19 protein-coding genes and 2 pseudogenes are annotated in these 22,157 nt (G+C 53.6%); 14 read left to right on the forward strand and 7 right to left on the reverse strand.

What is annotated here, in order from left to right:
• From murD to mutT, 12 genes and pseudogenes are all read left to right on the forward strand, one after another.
• Positions 1–1,317, forward strand: a complete 1,317-nt coding sequence (murD, locus tag HA51_RS07400; protein WP_084933902.1) for a UDP-N-acetylmuramoyl-L-alanine--D-glutamate ligase — start codon at positions 1–3, stop codon at positions 1,315–1,317.
• Positions 1,317–2,531: a cell division protein FtsW gene (gene ftsW, locus HA51_RS07405; protein ID WP_084933903.1), complete on the forward strand. Its 1,215-nt coding sequence runs from the start codon at positions 1,317–1,319 to the stop codon at positions 2,529–2,531. Before murD ends, ftsW begins: the two co-directional genes overlap by 1 nt.
• Positions 2,528–3,586 carry an undecaprenyldiphospho-muramoylpentapeptide beta-N-acetylglucosaminyltransferase gene (gene murG, locus HA51_RS07410; RefSeq protein ID WP_084933904.1) on the forward strand — a complete coding sequence of 353 codons (1,059 nt, stop codon included), beginning with the start codon at positions 2,528–2,530 and terminating at the stop codon, positions 3,584–3,586. Before ftsW ends, murG begins: the two co-directional genes overlap by 4 nt.
• A gap of 71 nt (positions 3,587–3,657) precedes the next feature.
• The gene (gene murC / locus HA51_RS07415) at positions 3,658–5,133 is read left to right on the forward strand and encodes a UDP-N-acetylmuramate--L-alanine ligase (RefSeq protein ID WP_084933905.1); all 1,476 of its coding nucleotides are present in this window, start codon (positions 3,658–3,660) and stop codon (positions 5,131–5,133) included.
• Positions 5,126–6,045, forward strand: a pseudogene (locus tag HA51_RS07420) (D-alanine--D-alanine ligase). Before murC ends, HA51_RS07420 begins: the two are co-directional and overlap by 8 nt.
• A gap of 1 nt (position 6,046) precedes the next feature.
• Entirely contained in the window at positions 6,047–6,886 is an 840-nt protein-coding gene (gene ftsQ, locus HA51_RS07425; protein WP_084933906.1) for a cell division protein FtsQ, read from the forward strand.
• The gene (gene ftsA / locus HA51_RS07430) at positions 6,883–8,139 is read left to right on the forward strand and encodes a cell division protein FtsA (protein WP_007888634.1); all 1,257 of its coding nucleotides are present in this window, start codon (positions 6,883–6,885) and stop codon (positions 8,137–8,139) included. The genes ftsQ and ftsA overlap by 4 nt, the downstream gene beginning before the upstream one ends.
• Before the next feature lie 71 nt (positions 8,140–8,210).
• Positions 8,211–9,365, forward strand: a complete 1,155-nt coding sequence (ftsZ, locus tag HA51_RS07435; RefSeq protein WP_039329333.1) for a cell division protein FtsZ — start codon at positions 8,211–8,213, stop codon at positions 9,363–9,365.
• A 101-nt stretch (positions 9,366–9,466) separates the two neighbouring features.
• Positions 9,467–10,384, forward strand: a complete 918-nt coding sequence (lpxC, locus tag HA51_RS07440) for a UDP-3-O-acyl-N-acetylglucosamine deacetylase (RefSeq protein WP_084933907.1) — start codon at positions 9,467–9,469, stop codon at positions 10,382–10,384.
• Positions 10,385–10,643: 259 nt separating this feature from the next.
• The gene (gene secM / locus HA51_RS07445; RefSeq protein ID WP_084933931.1) at positions 10,644–11,144 is read left to right on the forward strand and encodes a secA translation cis-regulator SecM; all 501 of its coding nucleotides are present in this window, start codon (positions 10,644–10,646) and stop codon (positions 11,142–11,144) included.
• 75 nt (positions 11,145–11,219) lie between these two features.
• Positions 11,220–13,925 (forward strand): preprotein translocase subunit SecA, encoded by a 2,706-nt coding sequence (gene secA, locus HA51_RS07450; RefSeq protein ID WP_084933908.1) that lies wholly within the window; start codon positions 11,220–11,222, stop codon positions 13,923–13,925.
• A 111-nt stretch (positions 13,926–14,036) separates the two neighbouring features.
• The gene (gene mutT, locus HA51_RS07455) at positions 14,037–14,432 is read left to right on the forward strand and encodes an 8-oxo-dGTP diphosphatase MutT (protein ID WP_084933909.1); all 396 of its coding nucleotides are present in this window, start codon (positions 14,037–14,039) and stop codon (positions 14,430–14,432) included.
• A gap of 26 nt (positions 14,433–14,458) precedes the next feature.
• Here mutT and yacG read toward each other — a convergent pair whose 3' ends face one another.
• From yacG to coaE, 3 genes and pseudogenes are all read right to left on the reverse strand, one after another.
• Positions 14,459–14,656, reverse strand: coding sequence for a DNA gyrase inhibitor YacG (yacG, locus tag HA51_RS07460; protein ID WP_084933910.1), 198 nt, complete (start codon positions 14,654–14,656; stop codon positions 14,459–14,461).
• Between the two features lie 8 nt (positions 14,657–14,664).
• Positions 14,665–15,408 carry a cell division protein ZapD gene (zapD, locus tag HA51_RS07465; protein WP_084933911.1) on the reverse strand — a complete coding sequence of 248 codons (744 nt, stop codon included), beginning with the start codon at positions 15,406–15,408 and terminating at the stop codon, positions 14,665–14,667.
• 4 nt (positions 15,409–15,412) lie between these two features.
• Positions 15,413–16,020, reverse strand: a pseudogene (gene coaE, locus HA51_RS07470) (dephospho-CoA kinase).
• A 219-nt stretch (positions 16,021–16,239) separates the two neighbouring features.
• Here coaE and HA51_RS07475 point away from each other — a divergent pair.
• Positions 16,240–17,280 carry a GMP reductase gene (locus tag HA51_RS07475; protein ID WP_084933912.1) on the forward strand — a complete coding sequence of 347 codons (1,041 nt, stop codon included), beginning with the start codon at positions 16,240–16,242 and terminating at the stop codon, positions 17,278–17,280.
• Positions 17,281–17,312: 32 nt separating this feature from the next.
• Here HA51_RS07475 and hofC read toward each other — a convergent pair whose 3' ends face one another.
• The 4 genes from hofC to nadC form a co-directional block, all read right to left on the reverse strand.
• The gene (gene hofC, locus HA51_RS07480) at positions 17,313–18,512 is read right to left on the reverse strand and encodes a protein transport protein HofC (protein WP_084933913.1); all 1,200 of its coding nucleotides are present in this window, start codon (positions 18,510–18,512) and stop codon (positions 17,313–17,315) included.
• Positions 18,505–19,893 carry a type II secretion system protein GspE gene (gene gspE / locus HA51_RS07485; RefSeq protein ID WP_084933914.1) on the reverse strand — a complete coding sequence of 463 codons (1,389 nt, stop codon included), beginning with the start codon at positions 19,891–19,893 and terminating at the stop codon, positions 18,505–18,507. The genes hofC and gspE overlap by 8 nt, the downstream gene beginning before the upstream one ends.
• Entirely contained in the window at positions 19,893–20,336 is a 444-nt protein-coding gene (ppdD, locus tag HA51_RS07490) for a prepilin peptidase-dependent pilin (protein ID WP_084933915.1), read from the reverse strand. The genes gspE and ppdD overlap by 1 nt, the downstream gene beginning before the upstream one ends.
• Before the next feature lie 175 nt (positions 20,337–20,511).
• Positions 20,512–21,408, reverse strand: coding sequence for a carboxylating nicotinate-nucleotide diphosphorylase (gene nadC / locus HA51_RS07495; protein ID WP_084933916.1), 897 nt, complete (start codon positions 21,406–21,408; stop codon positions 20,512–20,514).
• Positions 21,409–21,589: 181 nt separating this feature from the next.
• Between nadC and ampD the strand changes: the two genes are divergently transcribed.
• Positions 21,590–22,141: a 1,6-anhydro-N-acetylmuramyl-L-alanine amidase AmpD gene (gene ampD, locus HA51_RS07500; protein ID WP_084933917.1), complete on the forward strand. Its 552-nt coding sequence runs from the start codon at positions 21,590–21,592 to the stop codon at positions 22,139–22,141.
• Positions 22,142–22,157: the final 16 nt, after the last annotated feature.

A 22,157-nucleotide genomic window follows, 5' to 3' on the forward strand; every position in this document is an offset into this window, starting at 1 on the left:
ATGGCTGACTATCGGGGCAGAAAAGTCGTCATCATCGGATTAGGCATTACCGGCCTGTCCTGTGTTGATTTCTTCCTCACGCAGGGTGTAACGCCACGCGTGATGGATACCCGTGTGTCTCCGCCAGGCCTCGACAAGTTGCCTGAAGGGGTTGAGCGTTACGTTGGTGGCATTAACAGTGACTGGTTAATGGCGTCAGATTTGATCATTGCCAGCCCGGGTATCGCGCTAGCGCATCCGGCTCTGAGCGAAGCCGCTGATGCCGGTATTGAAATCGTCGGTGATATCGAACTTTTTTGCCGAGAAGCGCAAGCGCCGATAGTGGCGATTACCGGTTCCAACGGCAAAAGCACTGTCACTACGCTGGTGGGTGAGATGGCGCGTGCTGCGGGTTGGCAAGTCGGCGTCGGTGGCAACATCGGTTTACCGGCGCTGACCCTGCTGAAATCCCCGGCACAGCTGTATGTGCTGGAGCTCTCCAGCTTCCAGTTAGAAACGACTTACAGTCTGAAAGCGGCTGCGGCAACCCTTCTCAATGTGACTGAAGATCATATGGATCGCTATCCGTTGGGTATGCAGCAATACCGTGCCGCCAAATTGCGCATTTATGAAAATGCCAGCATTTGCGTGGTGAATGCTGATGATGGCATGACCATGCCAGTGCGCGGCGTTGATGCACGTTGTGTCAGCTTTGGCATTAATCTCGGTGACTATCATCTAACCCAGCAACAAGGCAGCACCTGGCTGCGTGCTCAGGGTGAGAAGGTATTGAACACCGATGAGATGACGTTGGTAGGGCAGCATAACTTCACCAACGCATTAGCAGCGCTTGCCTTGGCCGATGCGGTGCAGATCCCTCGCGCTTCCAGTTTGAAAGCCCTGACCACCTTTACCGGCTTGCCGCACCGTTTCCAACTGGTGCATGAAGCAAACGGAGTGCGTTGGATTAATGACTCCAAGGCCACCAATGTGGGCAGCACCGAAGCGGCACTGAATGGTTTGCAAGTAAAAGGGACGCTTTGGCTACTGCTGGGTGGCGATGGAAAGGCAGCGGATTTCAGTTCACTGGCGCCTTACCTGCAGGGCGATAGTGTACAGCTGTTCTGCTTTGGCCGTGATGGCGATGCACTTGCCGCGCTGCGCCCGGAAATCGCGACACGTACGGAGACGATGCAGCAAGCCATGGCCTTGATTGCGCCACAGGTCAAAGCCGGCGATATGGTTCTGCTGTCGCCAGCCTGCGCCAGCCTCGATCAGTTCCGTAATTTTGAACAGCGCGGCGATCAGTTCGCGCAATTGGCGAAGGAGTTGAGCTGATGCGCATTCCTGGAGCCAGTATTGCCAGCTTCCTCTCGGTTCGCTTACGCGGTTGGGTGATGGGTGGACGAGAGAATGATGATGCGCCAGTGGTGCTGTACGACCGTACACTGCTGTGGTTGACCTTGGGCCTGGCGATCATTGGTTTCGTGATGGTGACCTCGGCGTCGATGCCGGTGGGCCAGCGTCTAAACGAAGATCCTTTCTACTTCGCCAAACGTGACGCGTTTTATATCGCGCTCGCATTGGGGATGGCGATGGTGACACTGCGTGTGCCGATGGATTTCTGGCAGCGCTACAGCAACGTGATGTTGATGGCCACCGTCGCCATGCTGCTGATCGTATTAGTGGTGGGTAGCTCAGTTAACGGTGCATCACGTTGGATTGCTCTCGGTCCACTGCGTATTCAGCCCGCGGAATTATCGAAGTTGTCGCTCTTCTGCTACCTCGCCAGTTACCTGGTGCGCAAAGTGGAAGAGGTACGCAACAACTTCTGGGGCTTCTGTAAGCCGATGGGCGTGATGGTGGTGCTGGCGGTTCTGCTGCTGGCGCAGCCTGACCTCGGTACCGTGGTGGTGTTGTTCGTTACCACGCTGGCGATGCTGTTCCTCGCGGGTGCCAAGATGTGGCAGTTCCTGGCGATCATCGGCTCCGGAATTTTCGCGGTGGTGCTGCTGATTATCGCAGAACCTTATCGTATGCGCCGTGTGACCTCCTTCTGGAATCCATGGGAAGATCCCTTCGGCAGTGGTTATCAGCTCACACAGTCACTGATGGCGTTTGGCCGTGGTGAGTTCTGGGGGCAAGGCTTAGGTAACTCGGTACAGAAACTGGAGTACCTGCCGGAAGCGCATACTGACTTTATCTTCTCCATCATTGGTGAAGAGTTGGGTTATGTCGGTGTGGTTTTAGCGCTGTTGATGGTATTCTTCGTCGCTTTTCGCGCGATGTCGATCGGTCGCCGTGCTCTGGAGATCGATCAGCGCTTCTCAGGCTTCCTCGCTTGCTCAATTGGCGTGTGGTTTAGCTTCCAGGCGCTGGTTAACGTCGGTGCGGCTGCAGGTATGTTGCCGACCAAAGGTCTGACATTGCCACTGATCAGTTACGGTGGTTCGAGTCTGATCATCATGTCGACCGCCATCGTGTTTTTATTGCGCATAGATTATGAAACGCGTCTGGCTAAAGCGCAGGCGTTTACCCGAGGTGCTCGATGAGTAGCAAGCGTCTGATGGTCATGGCAGGCGGCACCGGTGGGCACGTGTTCCCGGGCTTAGCCGTTGCCCATCATCTGATCGAACAAGGCTGGCAAGTGCGCTGGTTGGGAACGGCAGATCGCATGGAAGCGGATTTGGTGCCTAAGCATGGCATTGAGATCGAGTTTATCCGCATTAGCGGTTTACGCGGGAAAGGGATCAAAGCGCTGCTGCTGTCGCCGGTTCGAATTTTCAATGCATGGCGCCAAGCGCGTCGCATTATGAAAAGCTGGCAACCGGATGTGGTGCTCGGTATGGGTGGATACGTTTCCGGTCCGGGTGGTTTAGCGGCATGGAGTTGCGGGATTCCGGTGGTGCTGCACGAACAAAACGGCATTGCCGGGCTGACCAATAAATGGCTGGCGAAAATCGCCACCAAAGTAATGCAGGCATTCCCTGGTGCGTTTCCTACCGCCGATGTCGTGGGTAACCCAGTGCGCACTGATGTGTTGGCTCTGCCGTTACCCGCAGTTCGTTTGAGCGGACGCACAGGCCCGATTCGAGTGCTGGTGGTTGGCGGAAGCCAGGGTGCACGCGTCTTGAATCAGACTTTGCCACAGGTAGCTGCGGAATTAGGTGATGCGATTACGCTCTGGCATCAGACCGGTAAAGGTGCCTTAGAACAGGTGCAGCAGGCTTATCGTGATGCCGGGCAGCCGCAGCACAAAGTTACCGAGTTCATCGATGACATGGCAGAAGCCTACGCATGGGCCGATGTGGTGGTGTGTCGCTCGGGCGCTTTGACGGTGAGCGAAGTGGCCGCCGCAGGTTTACCGGCGATTTTCGTGCCTTTCCAGCACAAAGATCGTCAGCAGTACTGGAATGCGTTGCCGCTTGAAAAAGCAGGCGCAGCCAAAATTTTTGAGCAGCCGCAATTTACCGCAACTGCGGTAGCGGACACGTTGCGCCATTGGGATCGCCCCACACTGTTGGCGATGGCTGAAAAAGCCCGCCAGGTAGCGATTCCTGATGCCACCGATAGGGTTGCGCAGGAAGTGGCGCGCGTCGCGAAATAAATGAATAGGTCGGTGTGACTGGCCCGTACCTGAATGCAGGTACAAACGGAATAAACAGGTAATTGAGACAGATGAATACACAACAATTGGCAAAACTGCGTTCCATTGTGCCCGAGATGCGTCGCGTCCGGCACATTCACTTTGTCGGCATCGGCGGTGCTGGCATGGGCGGTATTGCCGAAGTGTTGGCGAACGAAGGGTATCACATTAGCGGTTCCGACCTAGCGCCTAACCCGGTGACTCAGCATCTGGCTTCATTGGGTGCGACCATTTATTTCAACCATCGTCCGGAAAACGTGACAGATGCGAGTGTAGTGGTGGTCTCTACTGCCGTTGCGCAGGACAACCCCGAACTGGTTGCCGCGCGTGAACAGCGTATCCCGGTGATTCGCCGTGCAGAGATGCTGGCTGAATTGATGCGTTTCCGTCACGGCATTGCGATTGCGGGCACGCACGGTAAAACCACAACCACGGCGATGGTGACCAGTATTTATGCTGAGGGTGGATTAGATCCTACCTTCGTCAACGGTGGATTGGTGAAAGCGGCGGGCACACATGCGCGTTTGGGCACCAGCCGCTACTTGATTGCGGAAGCGGATGAGAGTGATGCTTCTTTCCTGCATCTGCAGCCGATGGTGGCAATTGTCACCAATATCGAAGCGGATCATATGGACACTTATCAGGGCGACTTTGAAAACCTGAAACAGACGTTCATCAACTTCCTGCATAACCTGCCGTTCTACGGACGTGCAGTGATGTGTGTTGATGATGTCGTCATTCGTGACCTGATTCCGCGCGTAGGCCGCCAGGTGACCACTTACGGCTTCAGCGATGATGCGGATGTACGTATTGAGAATTATGAGCAGCGTGGCGCGCAAGGGCACTTCACGCTGATTCGCCAGGATAAGCCGGTACTGAAAGTGACCTTGAATGCGCCAGGTCGCCATAATGCGTTGAACGCAGCGGCCGCTGTGGCGGTTGCCAGCGAAGAAGGCATTGAAGACAACGCGATTCTGGCTGCACTGGAGAGTTTCCAAGGCACCGGTCGACGCTTTGACGTGCTGGGTGAATTTGATACGGCTGCCGTTAACGGCAACCCTGGCAGCGCGATGTTGGTCGATGATTACGGCCATCACCCAACTGAAGTGGATGTCACAATCAAAGCTGCGCGTGCGGGCTGGCCAGACAAAAAGCTGGTGATGGTGTTCCAGCCACATCGTTACACGCGTACACGTGACCTGTTTGATGACTTCGCGAATGTGCTGTCACAGGTGGATGTGCTGCTGATGCTGGATGTGTATCCGGCGGGTGAAGCGGCGATTCCAGGTGCGGATAGCCGCTCGTTGTGCCGTGCGATTCGTAGCCGTGGCAAGGTGGATCCGATTTTGGTGTCTGAGCACGACGCGCTGCCAGAAGCCCTGGCACCGCTGCTCTCGGGTGACGATCTGGTTATTGTCCAGGGCGCCGGTAATATCGGCAAAATTGCGCGCAAACTCGCTGAAAATGAATTGCAGCCTACTGCAAAACCGGAGGCGCGTCATGGCTGAGAAAGTCGCTGTCCTGATGGGCGGAACTTCAGCAGAGCGTGACGTCTCGCTCAATTCGGGCAGTGCCGTTTTGGCGGGGCTGCGCGAAATGGGCATTGATGCTCATGGCGTTGATACTCGTGATGTTTCAGTTCTGGATCTGAAAAAGCAGGGCTTTGCCAAAGCGTTCATCGCCTTGCATGGTCGTGGTGGTGAAGACGGTACGCTGCAAGCGGTACTGGAGTTTTTACAAGTGCCTTACACCGGCAGTGGCGTGATGGCTTCCGCCATTACCATGGATAAGCTACGCACGAAATTGCTGTGGCAGGGCAGGGGATTGCCCTCCGGAAAATTTGTGTGGTTGACGCGCCAGCAACATGAGCTAGGTTTGGATGCGGCAACACAGGCGGCTATCGCTGCACTGGGTTTGCCGTTGTTCGTTAAGCCGAGCTGTGAAGGGTCAAGCGTAGGCATTAGCCGCGTTAACAGCATTGAGGCCTTACCGGCGGCCTTGGAAGAGGCTTTCCGACACGATAATGACGTGTTGATCGAGCTTTTCTGAGCGGTTCAGAATACACCGTGGGCATCCTGGGCGATGAAATTCTGCCATCGATCAGAATTAAAACCGCCAGTGAGTTCTATGACTATGAAGCTAAATACATTTCTGACGATACTGAATACTTCTGCCCGAGTGGTTTGAGTACGGAGCAGGAAGCAGAATTGCAGACATTGGTGTTAGCAGCATGGCGTGCATTGGGGTGCAGCGGTTGGGGTCGCGTGGATGTGATGACCGACGGTGACGGGAACTTCCAACTGCTGGAAGTGAATACCTCGCCGGGCATGACCAGCCACAGTTTGGTGCCGATGGCGGCCAAGCAGGCGGGATACAGTTTCCCGCAGCTGGTGGCGCGTATTATGGAGCTGGCTGACTGATATGTCTCAGGCGGCGATACGTGTACGAAATCGCGAACCCCAGGAGCGTACGCGCACCGGGCGTAGCAACGGTGCTCGACTGTTTGGCATCGTGTTCCTACTGATAGTGTTAGGCATCATGGCGGCTGGCGGCCTTGTGGTGTTGAAGTGGATGAATGATGCCTCGCGCCTGCCGTTATCAAAACTGGTAGTGACAGGTGAAACGCATTACACCACGCATGATGATATTCGCCAGGCCATATTGTCGCTCGGTGCGCCAGGGACCTTCATGTCGCAGAACGTGGATGTCATCCAGCAGCAGATTGAGCGTTTGCCTTGGATAAAACAGGTCAGTGTGCGTAAGCAGTGGCCTGATGAGCTGAAGATTAACCTGGTGGAGTACGTTCCAGTGGCACGCTGGAATGACTCGCACATGGTGGACGCCGATGGCGTCTCCTTCAGCGTTCCGGCCAGCCACATCGGTAAAGAAACGTTGCCGATGTTGTATGGCCCGGAAGGCAGTGAAACAGAGGTGCTGGCCGGTTATCACACCATGCGTGATGTGCTCCAGGCCAGCAAGTTTACCCTGAAGGTCGCGTCGATGACGGCGCGGCGCTCATGGCAACTGGTGACCAGTGATGATGTGCGTATCGAACTGGGACGCAGCGATACCATGAAGCGTCTGAACCGTTTTATTGAGCTTTATCCGGAGCTGCAACAGCAGGGCCAGAGTCAGAACAAGCGCGTCAGTTATGTCGATTTGCGCTACGACTCCGGCGCCGCAGTAGGTTGGGTTGCCGCACCGGTAGAGCCACAGGACAGTAATCAGCAACAAAATCAGGCACAGGCTAAACCACAATGATCAAGGCAACGGACAGAAAACTGGTAGTAGGACTCGAAATTGGCACCGCGAAGGTGTCCGCCCTGGTTGGGGAAATTCTGCCGGATGGTATGGTCAATATTATTGGGGTGGGGAGTTGCCCGTCTCGCGGTATGGATAAAGGCGGCGTAAACGACCTTGAGTCGGTGGTGAAATGCGTTCAGCGCGCCATCGACCAAGCAGAATTGATGGCTGATTGTCAGATTTCGTCGGTTTACCTTGCTTTATCGGGCAAACATATCAGTTGTCAGAACGAAATCGGGATGGTTCCGATTTCGGAAGAGGAAGTCACTCAGGATGATGTAGAGAACGTGGTACATACGGCGAAATCCGTACGCGTACGCGATGAACATCGTATCCTGCATGTTATTCCTCAGGAATATGCCATCGATTATCAGGAAGGTATTAAGAATCCAGTGGGCCTTTCTGGCGTGCGTATGCAGGCAAAGGTGCACTTAATCACCTGTCACAACGACATGGCGAAAAATATTGTCAAAGCCGTTGAACGATGCGGCTTGAAAGTTGACCAACTGATTTTTGCCGGTTTGGCATCCAGTTTTTCTGTTCTGACTGAAGATGAACGTGAGCTGGGAGTCTGTGTTGTTGACATCGGTGGCGGTACAATGGATATCGCGGTTTACACTGGCGGCGCGTTGCGTCACACCAAAGTTATCCCTTATGCCGGGAATGTGGTGACCAGTGATATCGCCTATGCCTTTGGTACGCCGCCAACCGACGCGGAAGCGATCAAAGTTCGTCACGGTTGTGCATTGGGCTCGATTGTTGGCAAAGACGAAAACGTCGAAGTGCCAAGCGTGGGTGGACGCCCACCGCGCAGCCTGCAGCGTCAAACGTTGGCAGAAGTGATTGAGCCGCGTTATACCGAATTGCTGAATCTGGTGAATGACGAGATTCTGCAACTGCAAGAGCAACTGCGTCAGCAGGGCGTGAAGCATCATCTGGCGGCCGGTATCGTGCTGACAGGTGGGGCGGCGCAGATTGAAGGCTTGGCCGCTTGCGCACAACGTGTGTTCCACACACAGGTGCGAATTGGTCAGCCCCTTAACATCACTGGCCTGACGGATTATGCGCAGGAGCCGTACTACTCAACTGCAGTCGGTCTGCTGCATTACGGCAAAGAGTCACACATGAACGGTGATGCAGAAACGGAAAAACGAGCTTCAGTGGGCAACTGGTTTAAACGTATCAATAGCTGGCTGAAGAAAGAGTTTTAATTTTGAAAAAAGGAGATCATGCAGGCAATGTTTATGATCTCCAGGCGACAGGCACATAACGGAGAGAAATCATGTTTGAACCTATGGAATTAACCAATGACGCGGTGATTAAAGTCATCGGCGTCGGCGGTGGCGGTGGCAACGCCGTAGAGCACATGGTACGCGAGCGTATCGAAGGTGTTGAATTCTTCGCTGTAAACACCGACGCACAAGCGTTGCGTAAAACAGCGGTCGGCCAGACGATTCAGATCGGGACCGGTATCACTAAAGGTCTCGGTGCGGGTGCAAACCCGGAAGTCGGTCGTACCTCAGCGGAGGAAGATCGCGAAGCACTGCGTTCTGCGCTGGAAGGGGCAGACATGGTGTTTATTGCAGCAGGCATGGGCGGAGGTACCGGTACTGGTGCAGCACCTGTCGTGGCTGAAGTGGCAAAAGACTTAGGTATCCTGACTGTTGCGGTGGTAACCAAGCCATTCAACTTCGAAGGCAAAAAGCGTATGGCTTTTGCTGAGCAGGGTATCGCAGAACTGTCTAAGCACGTTGATTCACTGATTACGATTCCAAACGACAAGCTGCTGAAAGTGCTGGGTCGCGGCATCTCACTGTTGGATGCGTTTGGCGCAGCCAACGACGTGCTGAAAGGCGCAGTACAGGGTATCGCTGAGCTGATCACGCGCCCAGGTTTGATGAACGTTGACTTCGCGGACGTACGCACCGTGATGTCAGAAATGGGTTACGCCATGATGGGTTCAGGCGTGGCGTGCGGTGAAGACCGTGCTGAAGAAGCCGCTGAAATGGCCATCTCCAGCCCACTGCTGGAAGATATCGACCTGTCAGGTGCGCGTGGCGTGCTGGTCAACATCACGGCGGGCTTTGACTTGCGTCTGGATGAATTCGAAACCGTGGGTAACACCATCCGCGCCTTCGCTTCAGACAACGCGACTGTGGTGATCGGTACTTCTCTGGACCCAGAGATGAACGACGAACTGCGTGTAACCGTTGTTGCGACCGGTATCGGTATGGACAAGCGTCCAGAAATCACCCTGGTGACCAATAAGCCGGCCACTCAGCCAGTGATGGACCATCGTTACCAGCAGCACGGTATGGCTCCACTGCCACAGGAACAAAAACCTGCGGCGAAAGTGGTCAATGACCAACCTGCTTCATCCAACAAAGAGCCAGATTACCTGGATATTCCAGCCTTCCTGCGTAAACAGGCAGACTAAGAATATCCCGAGAATTGGGATTCTCCGCTCTTTGTGCTAAAGTGTTTGCCCGCCGGTAATTTATACTGGCGGTCGGATGGGTAATATTGCGAGATAATGCGATGATCAAACAAAGGACATTAAAACGTATTGTTCAGGCGACAGGTGTCGGTTTACATACCGGCAAGAAAGTCACGCTGACCTTACGCCCTGCGTCGGCTAATACCGGGGTCATCTATCGTCGCACTGACTTGAATCCACCGGTTGATTTCCCGGCTGATGCAAAATATGTGCGCGACACCATGCTAAGTACTTGCCTGGTGAATGATGAAGGCGTGCGTATTTCGACGGTTGAACACCTGAATGCTGCATTGGCTGGTCTGGGTATCGACAACATAATTGTTGAAGTCGATGCGCCTGAAATTCCAATCATGGATGGCAGTGCTGCGCCTTTCGTCTATTTGCTGATGGATGCCGGTATCGAAGAGCTGAACAGTGCGAAGAAATTCGTACGCGTTAAGCAAACGGTGCGTGTTGAAGATGGCGATAAGTGGGCCGAGATTAAACCTTTCAACGGTTTTTCACTCGATTTTACTATCGACTTCAAGCATCCAGCGATTGACTCAAGCTCGCAACGTTACCAGCTAAACTTCTCGGCCGATGCGTTTGTACGCCATATCAGCCGTGCACGCACTTTTGGCTTTATGCGTGAAATCGAATATCTGCAGTCTAAAGGCCTGTGCCTGGGCGGTAGTTTAGATTGTGCGATAGGCCTCGATGATTTCCGTGTATTGAATGAAGACGGTCTGCGCTTTGAAGATGAGTTCGTTCGTCACAAAATGTTGGACGCGATTGGCGACCTGTTCATGTGTGGTCACAACGTTATTGGCGCATTCACTGCGTTCAAATCGGGCCATGCGCTGAATAACAAGTTGCTGCAAGCGGTTCTGGCGAAGCAGGAAGCCTGGGAATGGGCAACCTTCGAAGATGAAGCTGAACTGCCACTGGCATTCAAAGCACCAAATTTAGTGCTGGCGTAAGCCAGACAAATAAACGGCAGGTCTCGCTGACACCCTCTCCGGTCAGTGAAGCCTGCCGTTTTTTTATTCCTGTAATACCCGTCTCACTTCTCTGTCTCGACTGGCGAAAGCCTGTACAAAAAAACGTGAATTCTCCCGTAAGCCCTTTAATCACTGGTGTCGTTGCCTCACATAAGTGCTATTATCTGGCGCTCGTATGAGCAGGACCGTAGATGGTTACGGTGGCTTCATCACTTATTTATTTAACTGTGGACAGGTTGTGATCGGGATTTTCTCACGCTGGCGACAATTAGGCAGACGCTATTTCTGGCCTCATCTCTTGTTAGGGATGGTGGCGGCCAGTCTGGGCTTGCCTGCCTGTGCACAAAGCGCGGAGCCCACGGCGACCGATTCGCCCATCAGCAGCCTGTTTGTCGGTAATGTTGTTCATTTCGACCACCTGATTCGGCTGCAGGAAAGTGCGCGTCGCCCCAATTTCAATGTCGATTACTGGCATCAGCATGCCATTCGCACGGTTATCCGCCACCTTTCATTCAGTATGACACCGCCCGCCGAAGCGGAGGCCGAACAGGCTGTCCCGCTCGCAGCGCAAAAGCTGGCGCTCATCGATTCGCTGCAGGCTCTGCTGACGTCGCCTGCGCAACCCGTAATTGCACGTGAATCGCAGAAAAATCTGCGCCATCGTGAGCCTCAAATCCACACTTCTGCTGACTGGCAGGCTGCTATTCATGGCATCCGAGCCGGGCCTGCCATTGCTTAACTGCTAACGATTTTCTACATCCTGTTTTAGATTTTCCAGACCGTACGAACACGGCTGAATTGAGAATAATTTATTATGTTAATCAAATTGTTAACCAAGGTTTTTGGCAGCAGTAATGATCGTACTCTGCGCCGTATGCGCAAAATTGTTGATGTCATCAATAAGATGGAACCCGATTTCGTCAAACTCTCTGATGATGAACTGAAAGCCAAAACTGACCTGTTCCGTGAGCGTCTGAAAAAAGGCGAAAGCCTTGAGAGCCTGATTCCCGAAGCCTTTGCGACGGTACGTGAAGCGAGTAAACGTGTGTTTGGCATGCGTCACTTTGACGTGCAGCTGATTGGCGGCATGGTGTTGAACGAGCGCTGCATCGCTGAGATGCGTACGGGTGAAGGTAAAACTCTGACGGCTACGTTACCGGCTTACCTGAACGCATTGAGTGGTAAAGGCGTTCACGTTGTCACCGTGAACGACTATCTGGCCCAGCGTGATGCGGAAAACAACCGTGCACTGTTCGAGTTCCTTGGCCTGTCTATCGGTATCAACCTGCCGAACATGCCGGCTGTTGCTAAACGTGCTGCATACGCCGCTGATATCACCTACGGTACTAACAACGAATACGGTTTCGACTACCTGCGTGACAACATGGCATTCAGCCCTGAAGAGCGCGTACAGCGTAAGCTGCACTATGCGTTGGTGGATGAGGTGGACTCCATCCTGATCGATGAAGCGCGTACCCCGCTGATCATCTCTGGCCCTGCGGAAGACAGCTCTGAGCTGTATACCAAGGTCAACAAAATCATTCCGCATCTGGTGCGCCAGGAGAAAGAAGATTCTGAAACCTTCCAGGGTGAAGGCGACTTCTGGGTAGATGAAAAAGCGCGTCAGGCGCATATGAGCGAACGCGGGCTGGTCAAGGTCGAGGAGTTGCTGGTAAGCCAAGGCATCATGGATGAGGGTGAGTCACTGTATTCACCGACTAACATCATGCTGATGCACCACGTTACGGCTGCCTTGCGTGCTCATGCGCTGTTTACCCGCGATGTGGATTACATCGTGAAAGATGGCGAAGTCATCATCGTTGATGAGCACACCGGTCGTACCATGCAGGGCCGCCGCTGGTCTGATGGTCTTCACCAAGCGGTTGAAGCCAAAGAAGGCGTAGAAATTCAGAACGAAAACCAGACGCTGGCTTCCATCACCTTCCAGAACTACTTCCGCATTTACGAGAAGCTGGCCGGTATGACCGGTACTGCAGATACCGAAGCGTTCGAATTTAGCTCAATCTACAAACTCGATACCATCGTGGTGCCAACCAACCGTCCGATGGTACGTAAAGATATGGCCGATCTGGTCTACATGACCGAAAAAGAGAAGATCGACGCCATCATCGAAGATATTCGCGTCTGTACGGCGAAAGGTCAGCCAGTGCTGGTGGGTACCATTTCGATTGAAAAATCAGAAGTGGTTTCTCATGAACTGACGCGTGCAGGTATTAAACACAGCGTACTGAACGCCAAATTCCACGCCAGTGAGGCTGATATCGTTGCTCAGGCGGGGCAGCCAGCGGCAGTCACCATCGCCACCAACATGGCGGGTCGTGGTACCGATATTGTGCTGGGCGGCAGCTGGCAGGCCGAAGTGGCTTCGCTGGAAGAGCCAACTGAAGAGCAGATTCAAGCGATTAAAGAGGCGTGGAAACTGCGTCATGATGCCGTGCTGGCGTCAGGTGGTTTGCATATTATCGGTACTGAGCGTCACGAATCTCGTCGTATCGACAACCAGCTGCGTGGTCGTGCGGGTCGTCAGGGTGATGCGGGTTCATCTCGCTTCTATCTGTCGATGGAAGATGCGCTGATGCGTATTTTCGCGTCCGATCGTGTATCGAATATGATGCGCAAGCTGGGTATGAAGCCGGGTGAAGCGATTGAGCATCCATGGGTGACCAAAGCGATTGCTAACGCACAACGTAAAGTTGAAAGCCGTAACTTTGATATCCGTAAGCAGCTATTGGAATACGATGACGTCGCGAACGATCAGCGCCGTGCCATCTACAGTCAGCGTAATGAACTGCTGGATGTGTCTGATGTTTCCGAAACCATCAACAGCATCCGCGAAGACGTGTTTAAAACGACCATTGATACTTATATTCCACCTCAGTCACTGGAAGAAATGTGGGATATACCGGCGCTGGAAGAACGTCTGCGTAATGATTTCGATCTGGATCTGCCGATCGCTGAGTGGCTGGATAAAGAGCCGGATCTGCATGAAGAAACGCTGCGTGAGCGTATCATGAGCCACGCGCACGAAAGCTACGCATCAAAAGAAGAAGTGGTTGGCGCTGACATGATGCGCAACTTCGAAAAAGGTGTGATGTTGCAGACGCTGGATTCACTGTGGAAAGAGCACTTGGCAGCCATGGATTATCTGCGTCAGGGTATCCACCTGCGTGGTTATGCGCAGAAAGATCCTAAGCAGGAGTACAAGCGTGAATCCTTCTCGATGTTTGCTGCCATGCTGGAATCACTGAAATATGAAGTGATCAGCACTCTGAGTAAAGTGCAGGTGCGCATGCCGGAAGAAGTCGAAGCGATGGAGCAGCAGCGTCGTGAAGAAGCTGAGCGCCTGGCACAGCAGCAACAGCTGAGCCACGTGGATGATGAAACCGCTGCGGCCGCCGCACTGGCTGCCCAAGGTGGAGAACGCAAAGTCGGGCGCAATGATCTATGCCCATGCGGTTCTGGCAAAAAATACAAACAGTGTCACGGCCGTCTGGCCTGATGAACAAAGGAGCCTCCGGGCTCCTTTTTCATGCGTGGACGACACGTGATTAACATTAATGGGCGTCTGCTTTAAAATCAGCGCTCACTTATTAAAAGCGGAATTCAGCTTATGAAACACCTGCAGGTTGCGGTGGGCATCATTCGCAATGCCAGTCGTCAGATCTTTCTTGCCCAGCGCGCGGCAAGCTCCTATATGGCGAATAAATGGGAGTTCCCGGGCGGGAAAATAGAACAGGATGAAACCGCGGAGCAAGCGTTAAAGCGTGAGTTGATGGAAGAAACGGGCATTGAAGTGACAGCCGCGAAGGCGATTGGCTTGGCCGACCACAGCTATGACGATCTACGCGTTACGTTGCATTTCTTCCTGGTCGAGGGCTGGAACGGCGAACCCTATGGCCGCGAAGGGCAGCCACAGCGTTGGGTGGAACAACATGATTTGGTCGCGGAGGAGTTCCCACCTGCAAACCATCAGTTGATTGCACAACTCGTGGCCGGCGAGATTTAAGCGAAGGGGCGTTTGCCCCTTACAGATTAATGTTGCTCTTCACTCCAGTCATCGCTGTCGGTCTGATCGCTGTCGCTGGGAATCCGCTTTTCTTCTGCAGCCCACTCACCCAAATCAATCAGCTGACAACGCTTGCTGCAAAACGGGCGCCATGGGCTCAATTCATCCCACATCACATCTTTACCGCAATTAGGGCAAGGTACGGTAATCATCTCTTCTTGCATAACATCCTCTAGCAACAGGCTAATTCAAAATTCAGTCGAGCGGGAACGTCGCCTCGTTCGCTGTCGAGCGGTAAAAAACGGATGGCATAACGGCTTTTATGACCAGAGATTTGTGGATAAAGCGCATCTTCCAACGTGAGTTGCAGGCGCAATAAATCTGAACCTTCGGCGTTGTCCTGATAAAAACCATTGAGGCTGGTTTGGTGGCGGAACACCCCAGACTGACGAACCAAGTCGAGAATCATGTTCAGGCTATTACGTAAGGGATCGAGGGACGTCAGCCAGCTGTTGACCTGCATATCCCGCAGCGATTGTTCCTGATGAAGCCAGATGTGCAGGCTAGGCAAATCAAAACTGCAGCAGCCGCCTGGAATGCTCAAACGCTGACGCACCAAAGCGACCAGACGATCTTCACGCAGTTGCTGGCCCATGCGCGGGGCCGCCATCAATTCACTGGATTGTTGTTTTAACCGATCACGCAAACTGCTGACGGTCTGCTCGTCCACGCCTGGCACATCCAGCCAAGCCCGCAACTTCTGTTGCTGGCGCTCCAGCTCTTTTAACAGCTCTGTGCGCATATCACCGCGCTCAAAAATGTCGAGTAGATCGCCAATGATGCGAAACACGCCCAACGCCGATACGGAACCACTGACGGGGACCGTTTCATGCAGCTGGTTCAGCAAAAACTCCACGCGCAGCCAAGTGCGCATCTTCTCATTCAGCGGATGTTCAAATAGAACGACTGTACTCATGATGTTAATCCCGTCCGGTTGCCGCCAGACGCAAATAGCGCTGGTGAAGTTCAGCAACGTGCGGCAGCGCCTGCTCTGGCGTGCCGCTGTTATCAATGATGTCATCCGCACAGGCTAAGCGCTGTTCGCGACTGGCCTGCGCGGCAAGAATTTGTTTGGCCTGACTGAGCGTAATGCCATCACGCAACTGTGTACGCTGCAACTGTGTGGCTTCGTCCACATCGACGACCAAAACACGATCGGCCTGATGTTGTAAGCCGTTTTCCACCAAAAGTGGGACAACCCACATTACATAGGGCGAAGTGGCCAGTAATTTTAACTGGTGTGTACGCGCATTGATGAGTGGATGAAGCAACTGATTTAACCAGTTTTTCTCTTTCGGCTGCTGGAAGATAATCTCCCGCAGTCGGGCGCGATACAGCGATCCTTCCGCCGTCAGAATTGACTCACCATGCGTTTAACTATCGCCGTCAGGGCGGGTGAGCCGGGCTCAACCACTTGTCGTGCAATCACATCGGCGTCAATAATATCAACGTTCAGCGCCGCGAAAGCATTAGCAATGGTGCTTTTACCACTGCCAATACCACCGGTGAGCGCCACGGTAAAAGGCATAGCGTTCTCTCAACATTTGCTTCATAGGGCGACTGTCAGCCGCAGAAAGATGAGAGCATGATCACAATCAATTTTCTCAGCTAAATTTAAGGGATTGTAGCCTAAATAAAGTGAAATTCGCAGTCTTGTCGCGGAACGAATGGCGCGTATGATAACGACACTGGAGCCGTGAGCGCTACCCGAACTGCGGTTCGTCGTCACTAACCAGGACACTCTGCTATGCGTATTGAAGAAGATATAAAGCTGGGCTTTAAAGATGTGTTAATCCGCCCTAAACGCTCCACCTTGAAAAGTCGTTCTGAAGTTGAACTGGAACGGACTTACACCTTTAAGCATTCTGGCCTGAGCTGGACCGGTACACCGGTGATTGCCGCAAATATGGACACGGTGGGGACTTTCACCATGGCCGAGGCGCTGGCAGGTTTTAATGTGCTGACCGCAGTGCACAAACATTATAGCGTTGAAGACTGGCAGGCATTCATTCAGCGCGCATCTCCTGCAGTCCTCCGTCATGTCATGGTCTCTTCTGGTACTTCAGAAGCGGATTTCAGCAAATTGACGGCGATTCTGGCGTTAACCCCTCAGCTCAATTTCATCTGCATCGATGTGGCTAACGGCTACTCAGAACACTTTGTCGAATTTTTGCAGCGTGTGCGGGCAGCCTTCCCAGAAAAAACCATTTGCGCGGGTAACGTCGTGACCGGTGAAATGGTGGAGGAGTTAATCCTCTCGGGCGCTGATATCGTTAAGGTCGGGATTGGCCCCGGTTCAGTCTGCACCACTCGTGTGAAAACGGGCGTGGGCTACCCACAGTTGTCTGCCGTCATTGAGTGTGCGGATGCAGCACATGGACTGGGTGGTCAAATTGTCAGCGATGGTGGCTGTTCGGTGCCCGGTGATATTGCTAAAGCCTTTGGCGGCGGTGCGGATTTTGTCATGCTCGGCGGTATGCTGGCGGCACATGATGAGTGTGAAGGTACGCTTGTTGAAGAGCAGGGTGAGCAGTTTATGCTGTTCTATGGCATGAGTTCCGAATCGGCGATGAAGCGTCATGTAGGTGGTGTCGCGCAATACCGTGCTGCAGAAGGAAAAACCGTGCGTCTGCCGCTGCGTGGCCCGGTTGCAGAGACGGTTAAAGACATCTTGGGTGGATTACGTTCAGCCTGCACATACGTAGGGGCTGAACGGTTAAAAGAGCTGACGAAGCGTACGACCTTCATTCGCGTAGCGGAGCAGGAGAATCGTGTGTTTACGCGCTGATGTTGAGTACAGGTGCGCGCTCTGCGCACCTGTTAACGAATGGCGTCTCCTAAACCAAATACTGGCAGGTACATCGCAATGACCAGTGTCCCAACAATCCCCCCAATCACCACCATCATTAGCGGCTCAAGAGAGGCGGCTAAAGCATCCGCACGTGACAATGTTTGTGCTTCGTGCCATTCGGCCAAACGAGCCAGCATCACATCCAGTGCGCCAGCCTCTTCACCTACTCGGATCAGCTGAGCACAGAGTGGAGTAAAGAGTTCATGCTGCTGCAAAGCCTGATAAAGGGGGGAGCCAGCAGCGATATGCGTTTGCAGTGCCACAATCGCCTCTCGCCATAGCCGCGAAGCCATCGTGACTTCAACCGCCTGCAGGCTGTGCAATAGGGTTAAACCGGCACATTGTGTCAGATGCATAATGGCGTAGATCTGGCTCAGTTGCCCCCCACGCCATAGAGGGGAGAATAGTGGCAGGCGAAGCAGTGCCCGTTGCACTCGCTGTTGCCAGCACGCAGAGCCTCGATAGATTTTTAGCCCTGTCGCAATGATGATCGCACACAGCAGCGAGAGCGAAAGTGCATGCTGTTGTAGCCACGTAGACAAGGCAATCACTACCGCGGTAAAAGCGGGAAGCGGGGCGTCAAAACTGGCATAGACTGAGACAAACTCAGGTAACACAAACAGCAGCATGCCCGCACTAACAGCCAGCGCGACGCACAGAATGAACAGCGGATAACGCAGTGCTTTGATCACTTTTTGTCGAAGATGCTGCTGTTTGCTTTGTTGTAACGCCAGCTGTCGGCAGCATTCATCGAGCTGACCCGTCAACTCGCCCACTTCCATTAGCGCTGGATAGAGCGGTGGGAATATCTGCGGCCATGCGCGCAGTGCATGCGAGAATGTTTCTCCCGCCATGACCCGCTGTTGTAGCTCATTCAGCAATACGCGCCATCCTGAGTGAGGATGCCCCTCGGCCAGCATTGTCAGGCTTTCTGACAATGGCAGACCCGCCTTAAGCAGTGTGGCCAGTTGGCGAACGAGGTCGATTTTCTGCTGCCATTTCCAGTCGCGCGCTCTCCAGCATCTGCCACGCTGCCAACTCACAGGAAGTATGCCGCGTTCGGACAGTTGATTAAGGAGCACATCCTGGCTGGCCACCAGCGTGGCGCCTTCTAACAACATGCCCATGCTGTCGAGTGCATGCCAGCGGAAAGTGTAAAGGTTAGCCATTGCCTAATCCCACGACGCGTTGCATCTCCTCAAAGGAGGTGTCTCCCCGACTGACCGCATCCAGCCCGGCAGTGAGCAGGGTTCTCATGCCCAGTTCGTTTGCCAGAGAGATGACATGCTCAAGGGGCATATCAGCAGAAATCGCGTTCTGCATTTTGTTGCTCATCGGTAACATTTCAAATAAAGCAAGGCGGCCATAGTAGCCAGAAAAACAGTGATCGCACCCCGGTGCCCGCCAGGTCTGCAGCGTGCCCGGCCACATCTCATGAGGGAGATGGGCAATGGCCTGCGCGGGTTGGCGGCAATGCACACAGAGACGACGTACTAATCGCTGCGCCACGACCAGCTGTAATGCTGGGCCCAGCAGATATCCGGGAATATCCATCTGCCGAAGGCGAGTCAGCGTTTCTGCAGTGGAATTGGTATGCAAAGTTGAGAGCACCAAATGCCCAGTTTGTGCGGCTTTCACTGCAATGCTGGCCGTTTCGGCATCGCGGATTTCACCGACCATGATCACATCAGGATCCTGACGCAGCAGGGCGCGCAGCACCCGATTGAAGTCAAGTCCAGATCGCGGCTGAATTTGGGTTTGATTGATGCCTTCCAACGGAATTTCCACCGGATCTTCAACGCTGCATACATTTTTGTCCGGCACGTTCAGCGCGCTCAATCCACTGTACAGGGTAAAGGTTTTACCGCTGCCGGTAGGGCCGGTCACCAGGATGAGTCCCTGCGGTTTTGCCAGGGCACTCTTCAGCAAGCGTAGTTGTGCGAGCGGCATGCCCAGCTTATCCAGCGTAATGGCACTGTTTTCGCTCTGTAACAGCCTCACGACCGCTTTCTCACCATGACTGATGGGCAGTGTAGAGAGGCGGAAGGCAGTTAACTGTTCATCAAGCTCCAGCGTGAATTGACCATCCTGTGGCAAGCGGCGCTCGGCGATATCCAGGCCACCAAGAATTTTAAGTCGAGCCAGTACCGCAGCAGGGAGCGCATCGGGTAAGTTCGGCAGTTTGTGCAGCACACCATCAATGCGTAGGCGAACCCTCAACCCTTTTCGCTGCGGTTCAAAATGGACATCAGAAGCACGCCGCTGAATGGCCTGTCGCAGAATCTGCTCTACGGCATTAATTGCGGATTCTGTGGAGGCGGGTTCTCGTAACGTTGCAGTGGCATCTGGCGCATGCAGCAGTTGCTCCAGTCGCGCCGCGGGCCAGCACTCTACTTCAACCTTGCACTGGCTGGCAAATTGCAGTGCTTCCAGTAGCTGTGGGTCGGGCGTTTCCACCACTGCCACACGCAGTAGCGTGGCATCATGTTGCAGCATCACCGCCTGATGGCGCGCGCACAGGGCTTGCAGGGCAGAATTTGACTGTTCCATCACTTGCTATCCTTGTCGTCAAAGCGGAATTGCTCAAGGCAGCTGCTGCGCAGGCTGGCATTGCTGCTGGTGCAACTGCGTTGCCAGCTAATCGTCCCCTCAGTGGCATTCCAGATCGGTGTCATCACGACGTTTAATCCAGTGAGACTCTCTTGGCCAGACAGCGAAATGGCGCCGTTGACCACACTCAACGTTGCCACATAGCGCGAACCTTTGGGGGTCGGAATGCCTCCGGATCCGGCCTGACATTGTGCTGGGTCACCACGCTCAATGGCGCAAAGCTCTACTGCCGTTTTATAGGGCACCATGGTTTGTAGCATGTCGGTGAGTGCCGCGCGTTGCAGGTAGTTTTGATAGCTTGGCAGGCCGATAGCGCTAAGAATGGCCACGATACCAATCACTATCATCAATTCGATCAGGGTAAAACCCCGTTGTTTTTCCATCATCTCGCTCCTTGTTGTGGAGCGGCAAAGGTAGAAAATGGTGGGGGAAAGCGGAAGAGAGGATATTAGGGGATGGAAAGTACTTCACAGACAATCGGCGGGATTTCAGATGTTTTACTGCTGACTGGAAGCGGGTCCACAAACTGCCGTGCAAAGGTGCACGGCAGCGAGGCAATCAGTGCTCGCGGAAGCGCATGGAGAGGTCGAGCGCGCGGACATGTTTCGTCAATGCACCGACAGAAACGTAATCAACACCGGTTTTCGCAATCTGCGGCAGTGTGGCTTCCGTAACATTACCTGAGACTTCGAGCAGTGCGCGTTTGTTGGTGAGTGTCACGGCCTGATGCATCATTTCGAAACTGAAGTTATCCAGCATAATGATGTCAGCGCCAGCATCAATCGCATCCTGAAGTTCTTGTAGGCTCTCAACTTCAACTTCAACCGGCACATCCGGATCCAGCCACAGTGCTTTTTCCACTGCTTTGCGTACTGAACCGCAGGCGATGATGTGGTTTTCTTTGATCAGGAAAGCGTCGGAGAGGCCGAGGCGGTGGTTATTGCCGCCGCCGCAGAGTACGGCATATTTCAAAGCAGTGCGCAGGCCCGGTAGGGTTTTGCGCGTATCCAGCAGCTGGGTTTCGCTACCGTCAAGCAGTGAAACATAATGACTGACTTCAGTCGCAACGCCGGAGAGTGTTTGCACGAAGTTGAGCGCAGTGCGTTCCGCCGTTAACAGCAGGCGTGCTGGGCCTTTCAGCTCAAACAACAGTTGCTCAGCCACCACGGTTTGGCCATCTTCGACGTGCCAAATGATCGCGACTTTATTGCCAAGCTGGATAAACACTTCTTGTACCCAGCGTTTACCACAGAAAACACCGTCTTCCCGTGTGATGATTTGCGCTTCAGCCTGTTTTTCTTCGGGCAACAGCAATGCGGTGATATCGCGATTGGCATCCACTTCGCCACCTAAGTCCTCCTGAAGCGCGCGGGAAACGGCCTCTGGGATATCCTGTTCAATACGTTTAATCAGTGCCTGACGACGATGATCGGGGTCGTAACGACGCGATGCCATGGTTAAGCCACTCCATAAGTCGAAATTTTGTGCGCTCACCTTAGCGTGATTTATCTGCAAACGCTAGCCAGTGTCGTTGGATTGTTTAGTATCCTTAACATCGAGCGATGTCCGCATTAAGTCGCAAGCGCGCAACGGTAATCATGTTATTCTCAGCCAAGTTTGGCTTAGGATTGACGGCATGAAATTAGAAGATGGCTGGATCACCAGCGCGCGTAAAGTGCCATCGCCGCACTTTAACCAACGACCGGAGAGTGAGATTCCGTCGTTACTGATAATTCATAACATCAGTTTGCCGCCGGGTGAATTTGGCGGCCCGTGGATTGATCAGTTATTTACCGGCACCTTGCCAGCTGATGCTCATCCTTATTTCGCCGATATCGCCCATTTACGCGTGGCGGCACACTGTTTGATACGTCGTGATGGAGAGTTAGTGCAGTATGTTTCGTTCGATCAGCGTGCATGGCATGCGGGTGTATCAGCGTTTGCTGGGCGCGAAAACTGCAATGATTTCTCCATGGGCATCGAACTGGAGGGCACGGATATACTGCCCTATACCGATGCGCAATATGAAACCTTGCAACAGGTGAGTGATCTTCTGTTGGAGCATTATCCGCTCACGCTGGAACGCATCACCGGACACAGCGATATCGCACCACAGCGCAAAACCGATCCCGGTCCTGCTTTTGACTGGGTACGCTTTAAAGACTCTATCAGGCAGGAGAATCCCTGAAACCGCAGGAGCAGGT

It is taken from the genome of Pantoea rwandensis (assembly GCF_002095475.1).
Classification (GTDB): Bacteria; Pseudomonadota; Gammaproteobacteria; order Enterobacterales; family Enterobacteriaceae; genus Pantoea; species Pantoea rwandensis.